This window comes from Bacillus sp. JK74, from assembly GCF_053663395.1.
Genome location: NZ_JBSJQB010000003.1, coordinates 499,613 through 516,338 on the forward strand (window position 1 = coordinate 499,613; position 16,726 = coordinate 516,338).

Genomic DNA, 16,726 nt, shown 5'->3' on the forward strand with positions numbered 1-16,726 from the left:
TCATGCTGAAAAAACAAACGGTTTGGCTTTTAACAATGCTCAGTCTCGTCGTGGTATTAAGTGTTTATTATATTATGTCGCCGGAAAGCAAAAATGCCGTGCAGATGAAAAGCGAAAAAAGCAGCGGAGAAGTGGCAACTGAAAAAACGCCGGCTCCTGAAACGAAAGATAAGAACGGAAGCGGCACGGATAAAGAAGACGGAACAAAAGGAACGAAAGATTCTAAAGGCACAAAAGAAGATAAAGAAACATCAGCCGAAGCATCGGACAAAGACGGATCGGTCGCTACAGAAACAGCTGATGAAAACTTATTTACCGCATACCGCATGGAGCTTGAAGACGCGAGAAGCAAAGAAAGGGAACAGTTAAACAGCATAGTTTCAAGCGATGATGCGACCGCAAAGGAAAAAAGCGAAGCCTACGATAAAATGACGGCGCTGAGCAATGCTGAAGGGACGGAAAAACAGCTGGAAACGCTGATTAAAACACAAGGCTACAAAGATGCGCTCGTGGATGCTGAAGGAGACAAAATCAATATTACGGTCATGTCTGACAAACATTCAAACGCAAAAGCTTCCGCTATCATTGACCTGGTGGAAAAAGAAATCAAGACAATGAAAGACGTCGCCGTCACGTTTGAACCGACAAAATAAGAGATCTCCACCGCCCGCACCTGCTGCGGGCTTTTCTGATGTCATTTTAGATCAGTGTTGAATTTACACAAGCGCTCCTGTAAGATAAACATAGTATGTACTTTTAGTAGCAACCCATAAATTTCTATTTTTTATACATAGGAGTGGAAACTGATGTTAAAAATCAACGAAATTCATGAACTGATAAAAAGAATCGATGAATCTTCCATCGACGAATTCGTTTACGAAATCGAAGGCGTAAGCCTCAAACTGAAAAAAAATGAAGCGCCGGCAGTGAATGTAACGGGACAAGCCCAAGCCGTTCCCGCCGCTTACGCACCTGCTCCGCAGGCTGCAAAACCGGAAGCGCGTGAAGCCGCTCCTGTTCAGGAAGCGCCGAAACAAGACGAAAACCTGCACAAAATTACGTCTCCGATGGTCGGAACGTTTTATGCTTCTTCATCGCCGGAAGCCGGCCCTTACGTAAACCAAGGTTCAAAAGTGAGCGAAAATACAGTTGTTTGTATCGTAGAAGCAATGAAACTCTTTAACGAGATTGAAGCCGAAGTAAAAGGAGAAATCGTTGAAGTGTTAGTTGAAAACGGCCAGCTGGTCGAATACGGACAACCTCTATTTCTTGTAAAAGCTGAGTAAGGAGACCTGCTATTATGATTAAAAAGCTATTGATCGCCAACCGAGGAGAAATCGCCGTCAGAATCATCCGGGCCTGCAAAGAGCTGGGCATTGAAACTGTAGCCGTTTATTCTGAGGCAGATAAAGACGCCCTGCATGTCCAAATGGCCGATGAGGCTTTTTGTATCGGGCCGAAAACATCAAAAGAAAGCTATTTAAATGTAACGAACATCGTCAGCGTCGCAAAGCTGACCGGCACGGATGCGATTCATCCGGGATACGGGTTTTTAGCTGAAAACGCCGACTTTGCCGAGCTGTGCGAGGAATTAAACGTAACGTTTGTCGGCCCTACGGCTGACGCCATTTCAAAAATGGGAACAAAAGATATCGCGCGCGACACGATGCAGCTGGCGGGCGTGCCGATTGTGCCCGGTTCAAAAGGAATCATAAAAAATACGGAAGAAGCGGTTTCGCTTGCAGGTGAAATTGGGTATCCTGTCATTATAAAAGCCACTGCGGGCGGAGGCGGAAAAGGCATCCGGGTCGCACGCACAGAAGAAGAACTGATCAAAGGCATTGAGATTACCCAGCAGGAAGCCGCTACGGCATTCGGAAATCCGGGTGTGTACATCGAGAAGTACATAGAAGATTTCCGCCATGTTGAAATTCAGGTGCTTGCGGATAATTACGGAAACACGATCCATCTCGGAGAGCGTGACTGTTCTATCCAAAGACGTCTGCAAAAACTTCTTGAAGAGTCACCGTCACCTGCGCTTGATTCTGAAATCAGGGAGCAGATGGGCGAAGCTGCGGTAAAAGCAGCGAAGGCCGTCGGTTACACGGGAGCCGGCACAGTAGAATTCATTTATGACTACAGAGAACAGCGCTACTACTTCATGGAAATGAACACGCGTATTCAAGTAGAGCACCCTGTCACAGAAATGGTGACGGGAACGGATCTGATCAAAGAACAGATCAAAGTGGCATCCGGACAGGAGCTTTCGCTCAGACAGGAAGACGTTGAATTTAACGGCTGGGCGATTGAATGCCGCATCAACGCTGAAAATCCTGCGAAAAACTTCATGCCTTCACCTGGTAAAATTAACATGTACCTGCCGCCGGGCGGACTCGGCGTACGCGTGGATTCAGCCGCATATCCCGGCTATTCGATCCCGCCGTACTATGACAGTATGATTGCTAAAGTCATCACATACGGAACAACGCGTGATGAGGCAGTCGCACGGATGAAACGCGCGCTGAGCGAATTCGTGATTGAAGGTATTGAAACGACGATTCCGTTCCATCTGAAACTGCTTGAACACGAAACATTTGTCAGCGGAGAGTTTAATACAAAGTTTTTAGAAACATATGATGTAATGGGCTCATAATTTTTGCGGGAGGTGAATTGAATGGAAGACAACAGTGTGCTTAAAATGGATCATGACGAGGCTCATTTAGGCAAGGTTGAAATTGCTCCTGAGGTCATTGAAGTCATTGCCGGCATCGCCGCTTCCGAAGTTGAAGGAGTTGCTGAAATGCGCGGCAATTTCGCCACCGGCGTCGTAGAGCGCTTCGGCAAAATCAATCACGGTAAAGGCGTAAAGGTCGATTTAGCCGATGACGGGATTACCATCGACGTCTATTGCGTCGTTCAATTCGGGATCTCGATCCCGAAAGTGGCGGCAAGCGTTCAGGAGAATATCCGCCAAACCTTATTAAACATGACGTCTCTGACCATTAATGAAATCAATATTCATATCGTCGGCATTCAATTTGACACGAAAGCCCAAGAAGTCGAAATCGACGAAGAAATGTAATGAGCGTATAAAAACCAAGGGGATGGGCAGCCCTTTGGTTTTTTATACGTTTCCCGTCATTTCAGGCATGAAGAAAGCCGGCTTACAAACGGCAGCCGAGTTTCTTCATGCTGTGAAATCCGAATGAAATTAATACGGTTTGTGAAAATATTCGGCATTAGGGTGAAAAACCTAAATTTCGACATGCGATTGAGAAAAAAATATGTTATGATCTCTTTAAGCTTAACGACAAGCGGATAAAGCGGATCTGAAGGAGAAAGAAAATGAAAAGAAGAACAGCTAGAGAAAAAGCTTTGCAGGCACTTTTTCAGATTGATGTCAGCGATATTGCACCGAACAATGCCATTGAGCACGCGCTTGATGGTGAAAAAACAGATGCCTTCTTTGAACAGCTGGTGTACGGAGTGATCGAACATCAGGTTCAGCTTGATGAAATGATTTCCGGCCATCTCGTCAATTGGAAGCTTGACCGGATTGCAAACGTAGACCGCGCGATCCTGCGTCTGGCGGTGTATGAAATGGTTTATACTGACGACATTCCTGCTAACGTGTCATTAAACGAAGCAATCGAGCTGGCAAAACGGTTCGGCGACGATAAAGCTGCAAAATTCGTAAACGGGGTTCTTTCTAACATTAAAACTGATATGGAATCATAGGAGGAAAGAAAATGACTGCAACAATCATCGACGGAAAAGAAACGGCTAAAGAAAAACGCGAACAATTGGCAAAAGAAGTAGAAGAGCTGAAAGCACAAGGCGTAGTGCCTGGTTTGGCGGTCATTTTAATCGGAGACGATCCCGCTTCTGTTTCATATGTGACAGGCAAGAAAAAAGCCGCTGAAACAATGGGAATGAAATTTAAGCTTGACCGCTTTGACTCAAGCTTAACCGAGGCGGAGCTTTTAACAGTGATTGATCAGTATAATCAAAATCCGGAATTCCACGGCATTCTCGTCCAGCTGCCGCTCCCGGATCATATTTCTGAAAAAGCCGTAATCGAGCGGATCTCTCCCGATAAGGATGTTGACGGTTTCCACCCTCTCAACGTCGGGAAAATGCTGCTTGGCGAAGATACATTTCTTCCATGCACGCCGCACGGAATTGTCGAGTTATTGAAAAAGACGAACGTAGATCTTTCCGGCAAAGAAGTTGTTGTAGTCGGACGAAGCAATATTGTCGGTAAACCGGTCGGCCAGCTGCTGCTGAACGAAAACGCGACCGTCACATATTGCCATTCCCGCACGAAAAATATGTCTGAGCATACGAAAAAAGCAGATATTCTTGTGGTAGCGGTCGGTAAAGCGAATTTCATCAAAGCCGATCAAATCAAAGAGGGCGCCATTGTCATTGATGTCGGCGTCAACCGTCTCGAAAGCGGAAAACTCTGCGGAGACGTTCAGTTTGATGAAGCGAAAGAAAAAGCATCTTTCATTACACCGGTGCCGGGCGGAGTAGGTCCGATGACCATCACAATGCTTGCGCATAATACTGTTAAATCTGCCAGACGTACGTTATCATAGATAACCGGAGACAGTCACAAAAAGTGTGACAATGAGCACGATACCCGCTTCTTAAGGCTCCTTTCAGCCAGAGCGGGTTTTCTTAGTTTAGGGCAAAAAGCCTTTATGAAAGGAGTGCAGGATGTGAGTGAAGCGGCATATGTCACGGTTTCCGCGCTGACCAAATACATTAAACGAAAATTCGATGTGGACCCTCATCTTGAAGACATTTGGATTAAGGGTGAGCTCTCCAATGTTAAAATTCATACGAGAGGCCACATCTATTTTACATTAAAAGATGAGCATGCCCGCATGCAGGCCGTCATGTTTCAAAGACAAAGTTCGAGGCTTGCGTTTAAGCCCGAGGACGGAATGAAGGTCATCGTAAGAGGCGGGATCTCCGTCTATGAACCGAGCGGAAGCTATCAGCTGTACGCGAAAGAAATGCAGCCGGACGGTGTGGGGGCGCTCTACTTAGCATATGAAGAATTAAAGAAAAAACTTGCCGGCGAAGGGTTGTTTGATGACCGGCATAAGCAGGCCATCCCCGCTTTTCCGGCTACGATCGGGGTCGTCACGTCACCGACGGGAGCAGCCGTCAGAGACGTCATTACCACACTTAAAAGAAGATACCCCCTTGTGAAAGTCATTGTGCTTCCCGCGCTCGTTCAAGGTGAAAATGCCAGCAGATCGATTGTGAAGCGCATTGAAGAAGCCAATGCACAAAAAATGTGTGACGTCCTGATCGTCGGAAGGGGAGGGGGCTCGATCGAAGAATTGTGGGCATTTAACGAAGAAATCGTGGCCCGGGCGATTTTTGCTTCCGCCATTCCGATTATATCAGCCGTCGGACATGAAACAGATTTTACAATCAGTGATTTCGTCGCGGATATCCGGGCGGCAACGCCGACAGGAGCGGCAGAAATCGCCGTCCCCCACACGACGGACTTAATGGAACGGACAAAAACGGCGGAAGTCCGCCTGACAAGAGCGATGCAGCAGCATATCAGCAAGAAAAAAGAACGGGTTCAATCGCTCCAGTCATCCTACGCGTTCCGTTTTCCGAAACGATTGTATACCCAAAAAGAACAGCAGTTTGATCTTTTGTATCAGCAGTTCCAATCACAGCTCACAGGGCTTACGGACAGGAAACAAAGGCAGCTGGAGCGGAATACGTACAGATTAACGGCGCTCCACCCTGAAACCCAGCTGAAACAGGCGAAAAAACGGTACGAGGAGCGCTCAAATCAGCTCGCCCGAAGCATGAATGTCCAGCTGAAGCAGCTTCATTCGCAGTTTCAGACGGTTCTTGGTAAACTGAATGCATTAAGTCCCCTTCAGGTGATGGAGAGAGGATACAGTCTGGCCTATAAAGACAAAGAGCTGATCAAAAGCGTTGATCAAGTCGAACAAAATGATACGCTTGAAGTAAAGATGACAGACGGCGTTCTGACGTGTGAAGTATTGCAAAAGAGAGGCGAACGAAAATGACAGAAACCAAAAAAAGTGAAGAGCTGACATTTGAAGAGGCGATGAAAGGCCTTGAAGGCATTGTGGCAAAGCTTGAAGAAGGAGACGTGCCGCTTGAGCAGGCGATTAATTATTTTCAGGAAGGGATGGCCCTTTCAAAAATGTGCCATGAAAAGCTTCAGCATGTCGAAAAGCAAATGGACTTTATTTTAAAAGATAACGGCGAACTTGCACCTTTCAGCGTTCAGGAGGAAGACGAAGGTGACAAATAAACTGGACGCATTTTTAGCATCGCGCAAACAACTGATTGAACAGCAGCTTTCTTTGTATACGGAACGGCTTGCGATGCCTGAAATCCTCAAAAAATCTATGCTGTATTCTTTGGAAGCAGGCGGAAAGAGGCTGCGCCCCCTCGTCGTCTTAGCCGTTCTGAATGCTTACGGAAAAGATGAAAAAGACGGGATTCCGGTCGGATGCGCTGTCGAAATGATTCATACGTATTCCTTAATCCATGATGATCTTCCTTGCATGGACGATGATGATCTGCGCCGGGGAAAGCCCACAAACCATAAAGTCTTCGGAGAAGCGGCAGCCGTATTGGCCGGAGACGGGCTTCTGACAGAAAGCTTTAAATTGATCACATCTCACGTGTCTGAGGCGGTTTCAGCAGAAAAACGGCTCCGTCTCGTCGATGAGCTGATCAGCGCGGCAGGAACGGAAGGAATGGTCGGCGGGCAGGCTGCCGACATGGAAGCGGAACAAAAGCGGATAACGCTTGAGGAGCTGGAATCCATCCACGAGCGGAAAACGGCCAAGCTCCTCGGTTTTTCTGTGACGGCGGGCGCCATTTTGGCAGATGCGCCGGAGGATGAAGTCGAAAAGCTGCGTCTGTTCAGCAGCCATATCGGCATCGGATTTCAAATCAGAGATGACATCCTTGATATTGAAGGGCATGAGGAGAAGATCGGCAAACCGGTCGGCTCAGACACGTCGAATGAAAAGTCAACGTATCCGTCGCTTTTAACGCTAGAAGGCGCGAAAGAGAAGCTGGCGTATCATATCAGCGAGGCGAAACGGATCATCAGCGGCCTTTCTCTTCAGAAAGAACTGCTGCATGACCTCTGTGATTTAATCGCGGCGAGAGATCATTAAAAACGGTCCTGATTTGAAGGGGCTGCCGCTCCTATGGTAAAATGTAAGCAGTTTCGATGAAAATACAAAGGGAGTCTTTTTCTTTTTTCAAAAAGACACTGTTTAATTTGCAGAAATTCATGCTGAAAGTGAGTTGATCCGCTTTGGATCTTTTATCAATACAGGACCCGTCATTTCTTAAAAAGATGTCAATTGAACAGCTGGAAGAGCTGAGTGAGGAGATCCGCAATTTCCTCATCACATCGCTGTCTGCCTCTGGCGGCCATATCGGGCCGAACCTCGGGGTTGTCGAGCTGACAATTGCGCTTCACAAAGAATTTGACAGTCCGAAAGATAAATTTTTATGGGATGTCGGACATCAGTCCTATGTTCATAAACTGTTAACCGGGCGCGGCAAGGAGTTTGAAACCTTGCGCCAATATAAAGGGCTTTGTGGTTTCCCGAAACGCAGCGAAAGCGAACATGACGTATGGGAAACAGGCCACAGCTCAACATCGCTCTCAGGCGCGATGGGAATGGCTGCCGCCCGTGATATTAAAGGATCGAAAGAATATATCATCCCGATTATCGGAGACGGCGCTTTAACCGGAGGAATGGCGCTTGAAGCGCTGAACCATATCGGTGATGAGAAAAAAGATATGATCGTCATTCTGAATGATAATGAGATGAGCATTGCGCCGAATGTCGGGGCGATTCATTCTATGCTGGGACGGCTTCGCACGGCCGGCAAATATCAATGGGTAAAAGACGAGCTTGAATATTTATTTAAGCGCATCCCGGCCGTCGGCGGAAAATTGGCCGCCACAGCGGAACGGATAAAAGACAGCTTAAAATATATGCTTGTGTCAGGTATGTTTTTTGAAGAGCTGGGCTTTACGTATTTAGGCCCGGTTGACGGTCATTCCTACCACGAACTGTTTGAAAACCTGCAATACGCCAAAAAAACGAAAGGTCCTGTCCTTTTACATGTCATTACGAAAAAGGGCAAAGGCTATAAACCGGCTGAGACCGACACAATCGGCACATGGCACGGAACGGGTCCTTATAAAATCAATACGGGTGATTTCGTCAAGCCGAAAGCCGCGGCGCCTTCATGGAGCGGACTTGTCAGCGGCACCGTGCAGGAGCTGGCGCGCGAGGATGACAGAATTGTCGCGATTACACCGGCTATGCCGGTCGGCTCTAAGCTTGAAGGATTTGCGAAAGAATTTCCTGAGCGCATGTTTGACGTCGGAATCGCAGAACAGCATGCGGCGACAATGGCCGCGGGAATGGCGCTTCAGGGGATGAAGCCGTTTCTTGCGATCTATTCGACCTTTTTGCAGCGGGCGTACGATCAGGTCGTCCATGACATCTGCCGTCAAAACGCGAATGTATTTATCGGCATTGACCGCGCCGGTTTGGTCGGCGCTGACGGGGAGACGCATCAAGGCGTCTTTGACATCGCCTTTTTGCGGCATATACCGAACCTCGTTTTAATGATGCCGAAGGATGAAAATGAAGGCCGCCATATGGTCAATACAGCCCTTTCCTATGAGGAAGGTCCGATCGCGATGCGCTTCCCGCGCGGAAACGGGCTCGGCGTTAAGATGGATAAAGAGCTGAAAACCATTCCGATCGGAACATGGGAAGTGCTCCGTCCCGGAAAAGACGCGGTCATTTTAACATTCGGTACGACCATTGAAATGGCGCTGGAAGCGGCTGAAGAACTGCAAAAAGAAGGCCTGTCCGTGCGTGTCGTGAATGCGAGGTTCATAAAACCGATTGATAAACAAATGATGAAGGCCATTCTTAATGAAGGTCTGCCGATTTTAACGATAGAAGAAGCCGTGCTTGAAGGCGGATTCGGCAGCACGATTCTTGAATACGCTCATGACCTCGGCATGTATCATACACCGATTGACAGAATGGGCATCCCTGACCGGTTTATTGAACACGGCAGCGTAACCGCCCTGCTTGAAGAAATCGGTCTCACGAAGGCTGAGGTTATGAACCGGATAAAACTGCTGATGCCGCCGAAGACACATAAAGGAATTGGATCATGACAGCAAAAAAAGAACGATTAGATGTACTTCTTGTAGAAAAAGGCCTTGCGGAAACGCGGGAAAAAGCGAAACGCGCCATTATGGCGGGCATCGTATACTCAAATGAAAACCGATTGGACAAACCGGGTGAAAAAATCGCCCGGGATCTTCCGTTAACGGTAAAAGGAAACCCTCTTAAATACGTCAGCAGAGGCGGATTAAAGCTTGAAAAAGCCTTGGAAGTGTTTCCTGTCTCGGTAAAAGGCAAAACGATGATTGACATCGGCTCGTCTACAGGGGGATTCACGGATTGCGCCCTCCAAAACGGAGCTGAGCGGTCCTACGCAGTGGATGTCGGCTATAATCAGCTTGCTTGGAAGCTCAGACAGGACGAGAGGGTCGTCGTCATGGAACGGACGAATTTCCGCTATTCCGAGCCTTCCGATTTCACAGAGGGTTTGCCGGAATTTGCGACAATCGATGTTTCTTTCATCTCACTCCGCCTCATTCTGCCGGTTTTAAAAACGCTGCTTGTACCGGGGAGCGATTGTATCGCACTGGTGAAGCCGCAATTTGAAGCCGGACGGGAATCCGTCGGAAAAAAAGGCATTGTCAGAGATCCCGGCGTTCATGCTGACGTTCTCCGCCGCATGAATCAATTTGCAGCTTCTGAAGGATATACAGTGAAAGGACTGTCCTTCTCACCGATTACGGGGGGAGACGGCAATATTGAGTTTCTGCTTCATTTGGAATGGGGCGGAGAAGACGGAAACGGCGCTGAACTGCCGGAAGAAGACATTCTCCGTACCGTCCGCGAAGCACATGAGACATTAAAAGCCAAAAAGACAGATGTACCGGAATAATAGGGGGCTATTATTCCTTTTTTCTGCCATCATGTACTTTTTATCAAGAAGCGGTTAACATAATGACAAACAGCTTGAAAACAGAGGTGCTTACATGACAAAAGGCCAAAGGCATATAAAAATCAGAGAGCTTATTACAAGCCATGAGATTGAAACGCAGGATGACTTAGTTGACATGCTGAGAGAAGAAGGATATAAGGTAACCCAGGCGACTGTCTCCAGAGACATTAAAGAGCTGCATCTCGTAAAGGTGCCGACGAACAACGGCTCCTACAAATACAGCCTGCCGGCGGATCAGCGGTTCAATCCGCTGTCAAAACTGAAGCGTTCATTAATGGATGCGTTCGTAAAAATTGACTCAGCAAGCCATATGATCGTATTAAAAACGATGCCGGGGAATGCTCAGGCAATCGGCGCTCTGATGGATAATCTCGAATGGGAAGAAATCATGGGCACGATCTGCGGAGATGACACGATCTTAATCATCTGCAGGACGCCTGAAGATACGGAAGGCGTACAAAGCCGTCTTTTGGAGCTGCTGTAGCGTAATTATCAGATAAAAGGTGGAATGCTGTTTGTTAGCTGAACTATCAATAAAAAACTTTGCCATTATAGAGGAACTGACGATTTCGTTTGAACGGGGGCTTACCGTCCTGACGGGAGAAACAGGGGCCGGCAAGTCAATTATTATAGACGCCGTTTCCCTATTAGTCGGCGGCCGCGGCTCGTCTGAATTTGTCCGTTACGGTGAAACAAAGGCCGAGCTTGAAGGACTGTTTCTATTGGACAGCGGTCATCCCGTTTTTGAAGTATGCCGTGAGCAGGGAATAGACGCATCTGACGACATGATTGTCATGAGAAGGGACATCAATGCCGGAGGAAAAAGCGTCTGCCGTGTCAACGGAAAATTAGTGACGATTGCGGCTTTAAGGGAAATCGGCAGACTTTTATTAGATATTCACGGACAGCATGATAACCAGCTGTTAATGGAGGACGACAAACACTTGGAGCTTTTGGATAAATTTGCGGGCGCTGAGGCCGAATCCGCGCTTCAGGCTTACCATGAAGGCTATGAGCGTTATATGAAGCTGCTCAAAAAAGTGAAGAAGCTGTCAGAAAGCGAGCAGGAAATGGCGCATCGGTTAGACCTGATTCAATTTCAGCTTGAAGAAATCGAGTCGGCGAAGCTTGAATTGAATGAAGACGAACTTCTTCAGGAAGAGCGGAAGCAGATATCCAACTTTGAAAAAATTTATGAATCATTGCAAAACGCCTATAATGCGCTCCGCAGCGAGCAGGGGGGGCTTGACTGGGTCGGAATGGCCTCTGCCCAGCTTGAAGATATTTCGGATATCAATGAACCGCTGCAAAAGCTGTCTGAAAGTGTGTCAAGTTCCTATTATCTGCTGGAGGATGCAACCTTTCAGATGCGCAATCTGTTAGATGATCTGGAATATGATCCGGAACGGCTGAATTTTATTGAAACCCGTTTAAATGAGATCAAACAGCTGAAGCGCAAATACGGAGCGACGGTAGAAGACATTTTGGAATACGGATCTAAAATAGAAGAGGAAATCGATCAAATCGAGAACCGCGACAGCCACCTTGAAGCCCTGAAGAAGGAATTGGAGTCGGTCGGCAAAGATGTGGCCGTAGAAGCCGCCAATTTATCAAAAATCAGAAAAGCATGGGCCAAGAAACTGGCGGAAGCGATTCATCAGGAATTACAAAGTCTGTATATGGGCAAATCAACGTTTGATACGGAATTTCTCGTGAAAACCGATCCGTCAGCCAGTGAAGCACCGGTTGTCAACGGGCAGCCCGTGCAGCTTACCCAAAAGGGGATTGACCTTGTGAAGTTTTTAATTTCAACAAACACCGGTGAGCCTTTAAAACCGCTGTCAAAGGTCGCTTCCGGAGGCGAGCTTTCAAGGGTGATGCTGGCGATGAAGAGTATTTTTTCTTCCCAGCAGGATGTCACCTCCATCATCTTTGACGAAGTGGACACCGGTGTAAGCGGGCGGGTTGCCCAAGCCATCGCGGAAAAAATCCATAAAGTATCGACCGGTTCACAGGTGCTCTGCATTACACACCTGCCGCAGGTTGCCGCCATGGCGGATACGCACCTTCTGATCGCAAAAGAATTCAAAGACGGACGGACAACAACGCATGTCACGCCGCTTTCCAAGCAGGATAAGGTAGCGGAAATCGGCCGTATGATTGCGGGTGTGGAAGTGACCGATCTGACAAAACGGCATGCACAAGAGCTATTAAAACAGGCCGGACAGGTAAAAACGACAGGATAAGCTGCTGATACAGGCAGCTTATTTTTTTGTTCCATTTCTCTAACAGTGTATCCAATGTTTTTCTTCGTATGCCGGTTATAAATCAAGCGCAGGAAGGCAAAAGTATAGATGTAGCAGAAAAAGAAAGTGGTGTGGGATAGGAGCGAGGAGAGTGAAGGAATGAATGCACGATAACATGAGGAAAGCAATAGGTGTAATTCTCCTTGTTTCTTTACTAAGTGTAGGCTTTTTTAAGCCGTTTAAAGAATATTTACTGATACCGTCAGAAATGAGCGTCTTTGAAAACCAGACTCAGGCCGTTCCGGTCAATGCATCAATAAGCGCTGAAAAGGGCGAATTATCAGAAGCCTTTACGCTGAAAGAAGAGCACGGTCATGCAAACATAACAGGGCAAACACAAGGCCGGTCAGAAGTAGTATATGATCTTGCCGGGTTTCCCATTAAAAAAACGAAAGTGCGTGTCCTTCCAGAATTGAAGGTCATTCCGGGCGGACAGTCCATCGGTGTAAAACTGCATTCAGTCGGTGTTTTGGTCGTCGGTTTTCACCAGGTGATGACAAAGGATGGGAAAAAGTCTCCGGGAGAACAAGCGGGAATTGAATCTGGCGACATCATTATTAAAATGAACGGACATAAAATTGAAAAAATGAGCGACATCGCCCCGTTTATTCAAAAAGCGGGCAAAACCGGTGAATCTTTGGATTTATTGGTGAAACGCGATAAGCAAAAAATCAAAACAAAGCTGATTCCGACAAAGGACGAAGCCGAGGGGAAATATCGAATCGGCCTTTATATCCGCGATTCGGCAGCCGGCATCGGCACCATGACATTTTTTGAACCGAAAACAAAAAAATACGGCGCATTGGGCCACGTCATCTCTGATATGGATACAAAAAAACCGATTGTTGTAGAAGACGGAGAAATCGTCCGTTCTACTGTAACATCGATTGAAAAAGGAAAAGGCGGCAATCCCGGCGAAAAACTGGCAAGGTTTTCGTCAGAACGGAAAACAATCGGCGATATTAACCGCAACAGCCCGTTCGGCATTTTTGGGACACTGCATCAGCCGATTAAAAACAACATTTCCGACAAAGCGCTTCCGATTGCTTTGTCAAATGAAGTAAAAAAAGGACCTGCGCAAATGCTGACGGTTATCGAAAACGATAAAGTAGAGAAATTTGATATTGAAATCGTCAGCACCACGCCGCAAAAATTCCCGGCGACAAAGGGAATGGTGTTGAAAGTGACAGATCCGAAACTGCTGAAAAGAACCGGCGGAATCGTTCAGGGGATGAGCGGAAGCCCGATCATTCAGAACAGAAAGGTCGTCGGAGCCGTAACCCACGTATTTGTCAATGATCCGACAAGCGGCTACGGCGTTCATATCGAATGGATGCTGTCTGAAGCGGGTGTTGATGTTTACGGGAAAGACAAAGCAAGCTGACTGCCGGATGATCCGGCAGTTTTTTTATGTGATGCGTTCTTCACTTCTTTCCGGGATTCATGTAAAATAAGACATGAAGATTTTTCGACAAATTCACGTTTCCTGATTTGTCAAACTTAATTTTTAGTCGAAAAACCTAGAAAATGCTAGAAAAACAAAGATATACCACTATTATTGGTAAATATGGATTTTTTAAAAGGGGAAGTAGTGGTTTTGTCGAATGTAACATATAGCAGTCAAATGGGTTGCGTCCTGTTAATACATTGGGGGAGGAAGAAACGTGGAGAAAATTAAAGTTTGTGTTGCTGATGATAATCGAGAGCTTGTAAGCCTGTTGAGTGAATATATAGAGGGACAGGATGATATGGAAGTGATCGGCGTTGCTTATAACGGACAGGAATGTCTTTCTTTGTTTAAAGATAAGAATCCCGATGTGCTCGTTTTAGACATTATCATGCCGCATCTGGACGGACTTGCGGTTTTGGAGCGTCTGCGGGAATCAGAGCTCGAGAAGCAGCCGAACGTCATCATGCTGACGGCATTCGGTCAGGAAGACGTTACGAAAAAAGCCGTCGATTTAGGCGCGTCCTATTTCATCCTGAAGCCGTTTGATATGGAAAACCTTGTCGGCCATATCCGCCAGGTAAGCGGAAATGTCAGCAGTGTCACACACCGTGCGCCGTCCGCGCAAAGCAGCATTATCCGCAGCCAGCCGGAGCCGAAGCGGAAAAATCTCGATGCCAGCATTACAAGCATTATCCATGAGATCGGTGTGCCTGCCCATATCAAAGGCTATCTTTATTTGCGTGAAGCCATTTCCATGGTGTATAACGATATTGAACTCCTCGGCAGCATCACAAAAGTCCTTTATCCCGACATCGCCAAAAAATTCAACACGACCGCAAGCCGTGTAGAACGTGCCATCCGCCACGCCATTGAAGTCGCATGGAGCAGGGGAAATATTGATTCCATTTCTTCACTGTTCGGGTATACCGTAAGCATGACAAAAGCAAAACCAACCAACTCGGAGTTCATCGCGATGGTTGCTGACAAGCTGAGATTGGAGCATAAAGCTTCGTAACGCAAGCCTTTGGCTAAATGTCTTTTTGCGCCTTCTATTCCGTGCATGAACGCGGAAGAGAAGGCGTTTTGAGATTTTGCTGACGAAAACAATGGGAATCACTCACGCTGGTACTTGTTCTATACATAAATACGGGAACTATGCCGTCTATACGTATAATACCGGAGCTGATATTTTAATGATTTTGCCGTCTCTGAAATAAAAGCGGGGGATGCGGCGGCTTAACACTGACAGGACTTCGTAGCTGATCGTACCGAGCATTTCGGCAATTTCATCAACGGAAATCTCGGCTTCTTTTTGTTTGCCGTAGATGACGACTTCTTCTCCTTGTTTGCCCTCATTCTCACCTAAACTGACCATTATCATATCCATTGTCACTCTCCCCGCTACCTGCACCCGTCTGCCGCGGTGCAGAATAAACCCGCGGTTGGACAGGGCGCGGGAGTAACCGTCAGCATAGCCGATCGGAATCGTCGCGATGATTTCACCCGGTTCGGCGATATATGTGGCACCATAACTGACGGTCCGGGGATCTGTCACCATGGCTTTCACATAAGCGATACGCGCCTTTAAACTTAGTGCGGGCGTGAGATCCACGAGGCTCAGCTCCTTTATCGAGGCGGACGGATATAAACCATATAACCCAATGCCTAAACGGATCATGTCGGCGCTGAATTCCGGGAATGCGATAGCAGCGGCTGTATTGCACATATGCACGGTAGGCAGCGTAATGTCTTGATTTTTTAAAAAGCGGAGAAAGCTGATAAACTTTTCGTGCTGCAGCATCGTCAGCTCAGTGTCCGGTTCATCCGCTGTTGAAAAATGTGTAAAGATGCCATCCCATGACAGGTATGTACTCGACTTGAGCGCTTTCACCACTGCTAAAAGATCTTCTTCCGTGCGCACACCCAGCCGGCCCATTCCGGTATCCACATTGATATGAATGGACAGCCGTTTAGACTCTGCTTCTTTTTCCAATATCCGATTCGCTTTTTTGATCCAGCTGACCTGAAACGCTGATAATGTGATGTTCCAAACGGCAGATTTTTTCACACAGCTGAGAGCTGTGAAGCCGAGCACGAGAATAGGCGCCGTAATTCCCGCTCTCCGTAACACAATTCCCTCTTCGACGCTTGCGACAGCAAGCTCGCTCGCCCCGCTTTCCAGTGCCTGCCGCGCTACTTCCACAGAGCCGTGGCCATAAGCGTTCGCTTTTACGACGGCCATAATTTTAGACGTATTCGGAATATGGCGGCGGATCGCCCGTACGTTCTTTTTTATCGCATCAAGGTCAACTTCAATCCAAACTTCCCGGCAAAGTTTTTTCATCACGATTCCTTCTTTCCTTAATGAGATTCAGTACTCATGCTTTCAATCTGCATTCTATTCATCTTTAACTGAAATCATTCAAAACATGGAAAGGTGATCGCTGATGTTTAAAATCAAGTTTTCGGGAAATCAGTGTGCCTGCTTTATTTATGCAGTTAGGGCTGCTTGGCAGCCCTTAAATTGACTTTACAATATTCTGATCTGAAAATTGATGTTCAAACATTTTGGACTGGCTTACAGCATTGTTTTGAATGACAATGCCGATATTTCCCCCTCCGGCACCGAAAACGGTTTTTGATGCAGTCAGCGGACTGATGGATATGGCGCCGCCAACATTGACAACTCCGTTTCCTGATACGTTGTTTATCGTAATCGGGCAACCGCTCATTCTATTTTTTCTCCTTTCTCTCACAGTCTACTAACTATATGTACGCTGTGATATGGAATAAGATTAAACAAAACGGCAAAAAGAATCCG

General features: G+C 47.0%; 17 protein-coding genes. 15 read left to right on the plus strand and 2 right to left on the minus strand.

Annotation, left to right across the window (positions count from 1 at the left end):
- Positions 1-2: 2 nt before the first annotated feature.
- The 15 genes from ACWJJ5_RS12810 (at position 3) to spo0A (ending at position 14,920) form a co-directional block, all read left to right on the plus strand.
- On the plus strand, positions 3-653 hold the full coding sequence (locus tag ACWJJ5_RS12810) for a SpoIIIAH-like family protein (protein WP_003153150.1): 651 nt from the start codon (positions 3-5) through the stop codon (positions 651-653).
- Positions 654-806: 153 nt separating this feature from the next.
- The gene (gene accB / locus ACWJJ5_RS12815; protein ID WP_070082099.1) at positions 807-1,286 is read left to right on the plus strand and encodes an acetyl-CoA carboxylase biotin carboxyl carrier protein; all 480 of its coding nucleotides are present in this window, start codon (positions 807-809) and stop codon (positions 1,284-1,286) included.
- Between the two features lie 14 nt (positions 1,287-1,300).
- Complete coding sequence (gene accC / locus ACWJJ5_RS12820) at positions 1,301-2,653, plus strand: acetyl-CoA carboxylase biotin carboxylase subunit (protein WP_007408348.1); 1,353 nt, start codon at positions 1,301-1,303, stop codon at positions 2,651-2,653.
- Between the two features lie 21 nt (positions 2,654-2,674).
- Complete coding sequence (locus tag ACWJJ5_RS12825) at positions 2,675-3,082, plus strand: Asp23/Gls24 family envelope stress response protein (protein WP_003153156.1); 408 nt, start codon at positions 2,675-2,677, stop codon at positions 3,080-3,082.
- Between the two features lie 263 nt (positions 3,083-3,345).
- Positions 3,346-3,738, plus strand: a complete 393-nt coding sequence (gene nusB / locus ACWJJ5_RS12830) for a transcription antitermination factor NusB (protein WP_326359440.1) — start codon at positions 3,346-3,348, stop codon at positions 3,736-3,738.
- Between the two features lie 11 nt (positions 3,739-3,749).
- Complete coding sequence (gene folD / locus ACWJJ5_RS12835; RefSeq protein WP_007408350.1) at positions 3,750-4,601, plus strand: bifunctional methylenetetrahydrofolate dehydrogenase/methenyltetrahydrofolate cyclohydrolase FolD; 852 nt, start codon at positions 3,750-3,752, stop codon at positions 4,599-4,601.
- A 123-nt stretch (positions 4,602-4,724) separates the two neighbouring features.
- Positions 4,725-6,071, plus strand: a complete 1,347-nt coding sequence (gene xseA / locus ACWJJ5_RS12840) for an exodeoxyribonuclease VII large subunit (protein ID WP_003153166.1) — start codon at positions 4,725-4,727, stop codon at positions 6,069-6,071.
- Positions 6,068-6,322, plus strand: a complete 255-nt coding sequence (locus tag ACWJJ5_RS12845) for an exodeoxyribonuclease VII small subunit (protein WP_007408352.1) — start codon at positions 6,068-6,070, stop codon at positions 6,320-6,322. Before xseA ends, ACWJJ5_RS12845 begins: the two co-directional genes overlap by 4 nt.
- A complete protein-coding gene (locus tag ACWJJ5_RS12850; protein ID WP_043867281.1) occupies positions 6,312-7,202 on the plus strand; it encodes a polyprenyl synthetase family protein in 891 nt (296 codons plus the stop codon). Before ACWJJ5_RS12845 ends, ACWJJ5_RS12850 begins: the two co-directional genes overlap by 11 nt.
- Before the next feature lie 143 nt (positions 7,203-7,345).
- Complete coding sequence (gene dxs, locus ACWJJ5_RS12855; protein WP_024085592.1) at positions 7,346-9,247, plus strand: 1-deoxy-D-xylulose-5-phosphate synthase; 1,902 nt, start codon at positions 7,346-7,348, stop codon at positions 9,245-9,247.
- Positions 9,244-10,089 carry a TlyA family RNA methyltransferase gene (locus ACWJJ5_RS12860; RefSeq protein WP_003153172.1) on the plus strand — a complete coding sequence of 282 codons (846 nt, stop codon included), beginning with the start codon at positions 9,244-9,246 and terminating at the stop codon, positions 10,087-10,089. The genes dxs and ACWJJ5_RS12860 overlap by 4 nt, the downstream gene beginning before the upstream one ends.
- A gap of 94 nt (positions 10,090-10,183) precedes the next feature.
- Entirely contained in the window at positions 10,184-10,633 is a 450-nt protein-coding gene (gene ahrC / locus ACWJJ5_RS12865; protein WP_003153173.1) for a transcriptional regulator AhrC/ArgR, read from the plus strand.
- Positions 10,634-10,664: 31 nt separating this feature from the next.
- Positions 10,665-12,395, plus strand: coding sequence for a DNA repair protein RecN (gene recN, locus ACWJJ5_RS12870; RefSeq protein ID WP_003153174.1), 1,731 nt, complete (start codon positions 10,665-10,667; stop codon positions 12,393-12,395).
- A 163-nt stretch (positions 12,396-12,558) separates the two neighbouring features.
- A complete protein-coding gene (gene spoIVB, locus ACWJJ5_RS12875; protein WP_003153176.1) occupies positions 12,559-13,839 on the plus strand; it encodes a SpoIVB peptidase in 1,281 nt (426 codons plus the stop codon).
- A gap of 280 nt (positions 13,840-14,119) precedes the next feature.
- On the plus strand, positions 14,120-14,920 hold the full coding sequence (gene spo0A / locus ACWJJ5_RS12880; protein WP_003153177.1) for a sporulation transcription factor Spo0A: 801 nt from the start codon (positions 14,120-14,122) through the stop codon (positions 14,918-14,920).
- A gap of 147 nt (positions 14,921-15,067) precedes the next feature.
- On the opposite strand, the gene alr is transcribed toward spo0A, so the two are convergent.
- Together alr and ACWJJ5_RS12890 are read right to left on the minus strand one after the other, a co-directional pair.
- The gene (alr, locus tag ACWJJ5_RS12885; RefSeq protein ID WP_003153179.1) at positions 15,068-16,249 is read right to left on the minus strand and encodes an alanine racemase; all 1,182 of its coding nucleotides are present in this window, start codon (positions 16,247-16,249) and stop codon (positions 15,068-15,070) included.
- 175 nt (positions 16,250-16,424) lie between these two features.
- Positions 16,425-16,637, minus strand: a complete 213-nt coding sequence (locus tag ACWJJ5_RS12890) for a spore germination protein (protein WP_003153181.1) — start codon at positions 16,635-16,637, stop codon at positions 16,425-16,427.
- Positions 16,638-16,726 lie beyond the last annotated feature (89 nt).

Coding starts and splice junctions, on each gene's coding strand:
- ACWJJ5_RS12810 (WP_003153150.1), top strand. CDS start 3: ATGCTGAAAAAACAAACGGTTTGGCTTTTAACAATGCTCAGTCTCGTC.
- accB (WP_070082099.1), top strand. CDS start 807: ATGTTAAAAATCAACGAAATTCATGAACTGATAAAAAGAATCGATGAA.
- accC (WP_007408348.1), top strand. CDS start 1,301: ATGATTAAAAAGCTATTGATCGCCAACCGAGGAGAAATCGCCGTCAGA.
- ACWJJ5_RS12825 (WP_003153156.1), top strand. CDS start 2,675: ATGGAAGACAACAGTGTGCTTAAAATGGATCATGACGAGGCTCATTTA.
- nusB (WP_326359440.1), top strand. CDS start 3,346: ATGAAAAGAAGAACAGCTAGAGAAAAAGCTTTGCAGGCACTTTTTCAG.
- folD (WP_007408350.1), top strand. CDS start 3,750: ATGACTGCAACAATCATCGACGGAAAAGAAACGGCTAAAGAAAAACGC.
- ACWJJ5_RS12845 (WP_007408352.1), top strand. CDS start 6,068: ATGACAGAAACCAAAAAAAGTGAAGAGCTGACATTTGAAGAGGCGATG.
- ACWJJ5_RS12860 (WP_003153172.1), top strand. CDS start 9,244: ATGACAGCAAAAAAAGAACGATTAGATGTACTTCTTGTAGAAAAAGGC.
- ahrC (WP_003153173.1), top strand. CDS start 10,184: ATGACAAAAGGCCAAAGGCATATAAAAATCAGAGAGCTTATTACAAGC.
- spoIVB (WP_003153176.1), top strand. CDS start 12,559: ATGCACGATAACATGAGGAAAGCAATAGGTGTAATTCTCCTTGTTTCT.
- alr (WP_003153179.1), bottom strand. CDS start 16,249: ATGAAAAAACTTTGCCGGGAAGTTTGGATTGAAGTTGACCTTGATGCG.
- ACWJJ5_RS12890 (WP_003153181.1), bottom strand. CDS start 16,637: ATGAGCGGTTGCCCGATTACGATAAACAACGTATCAGGAAACGGAGTT.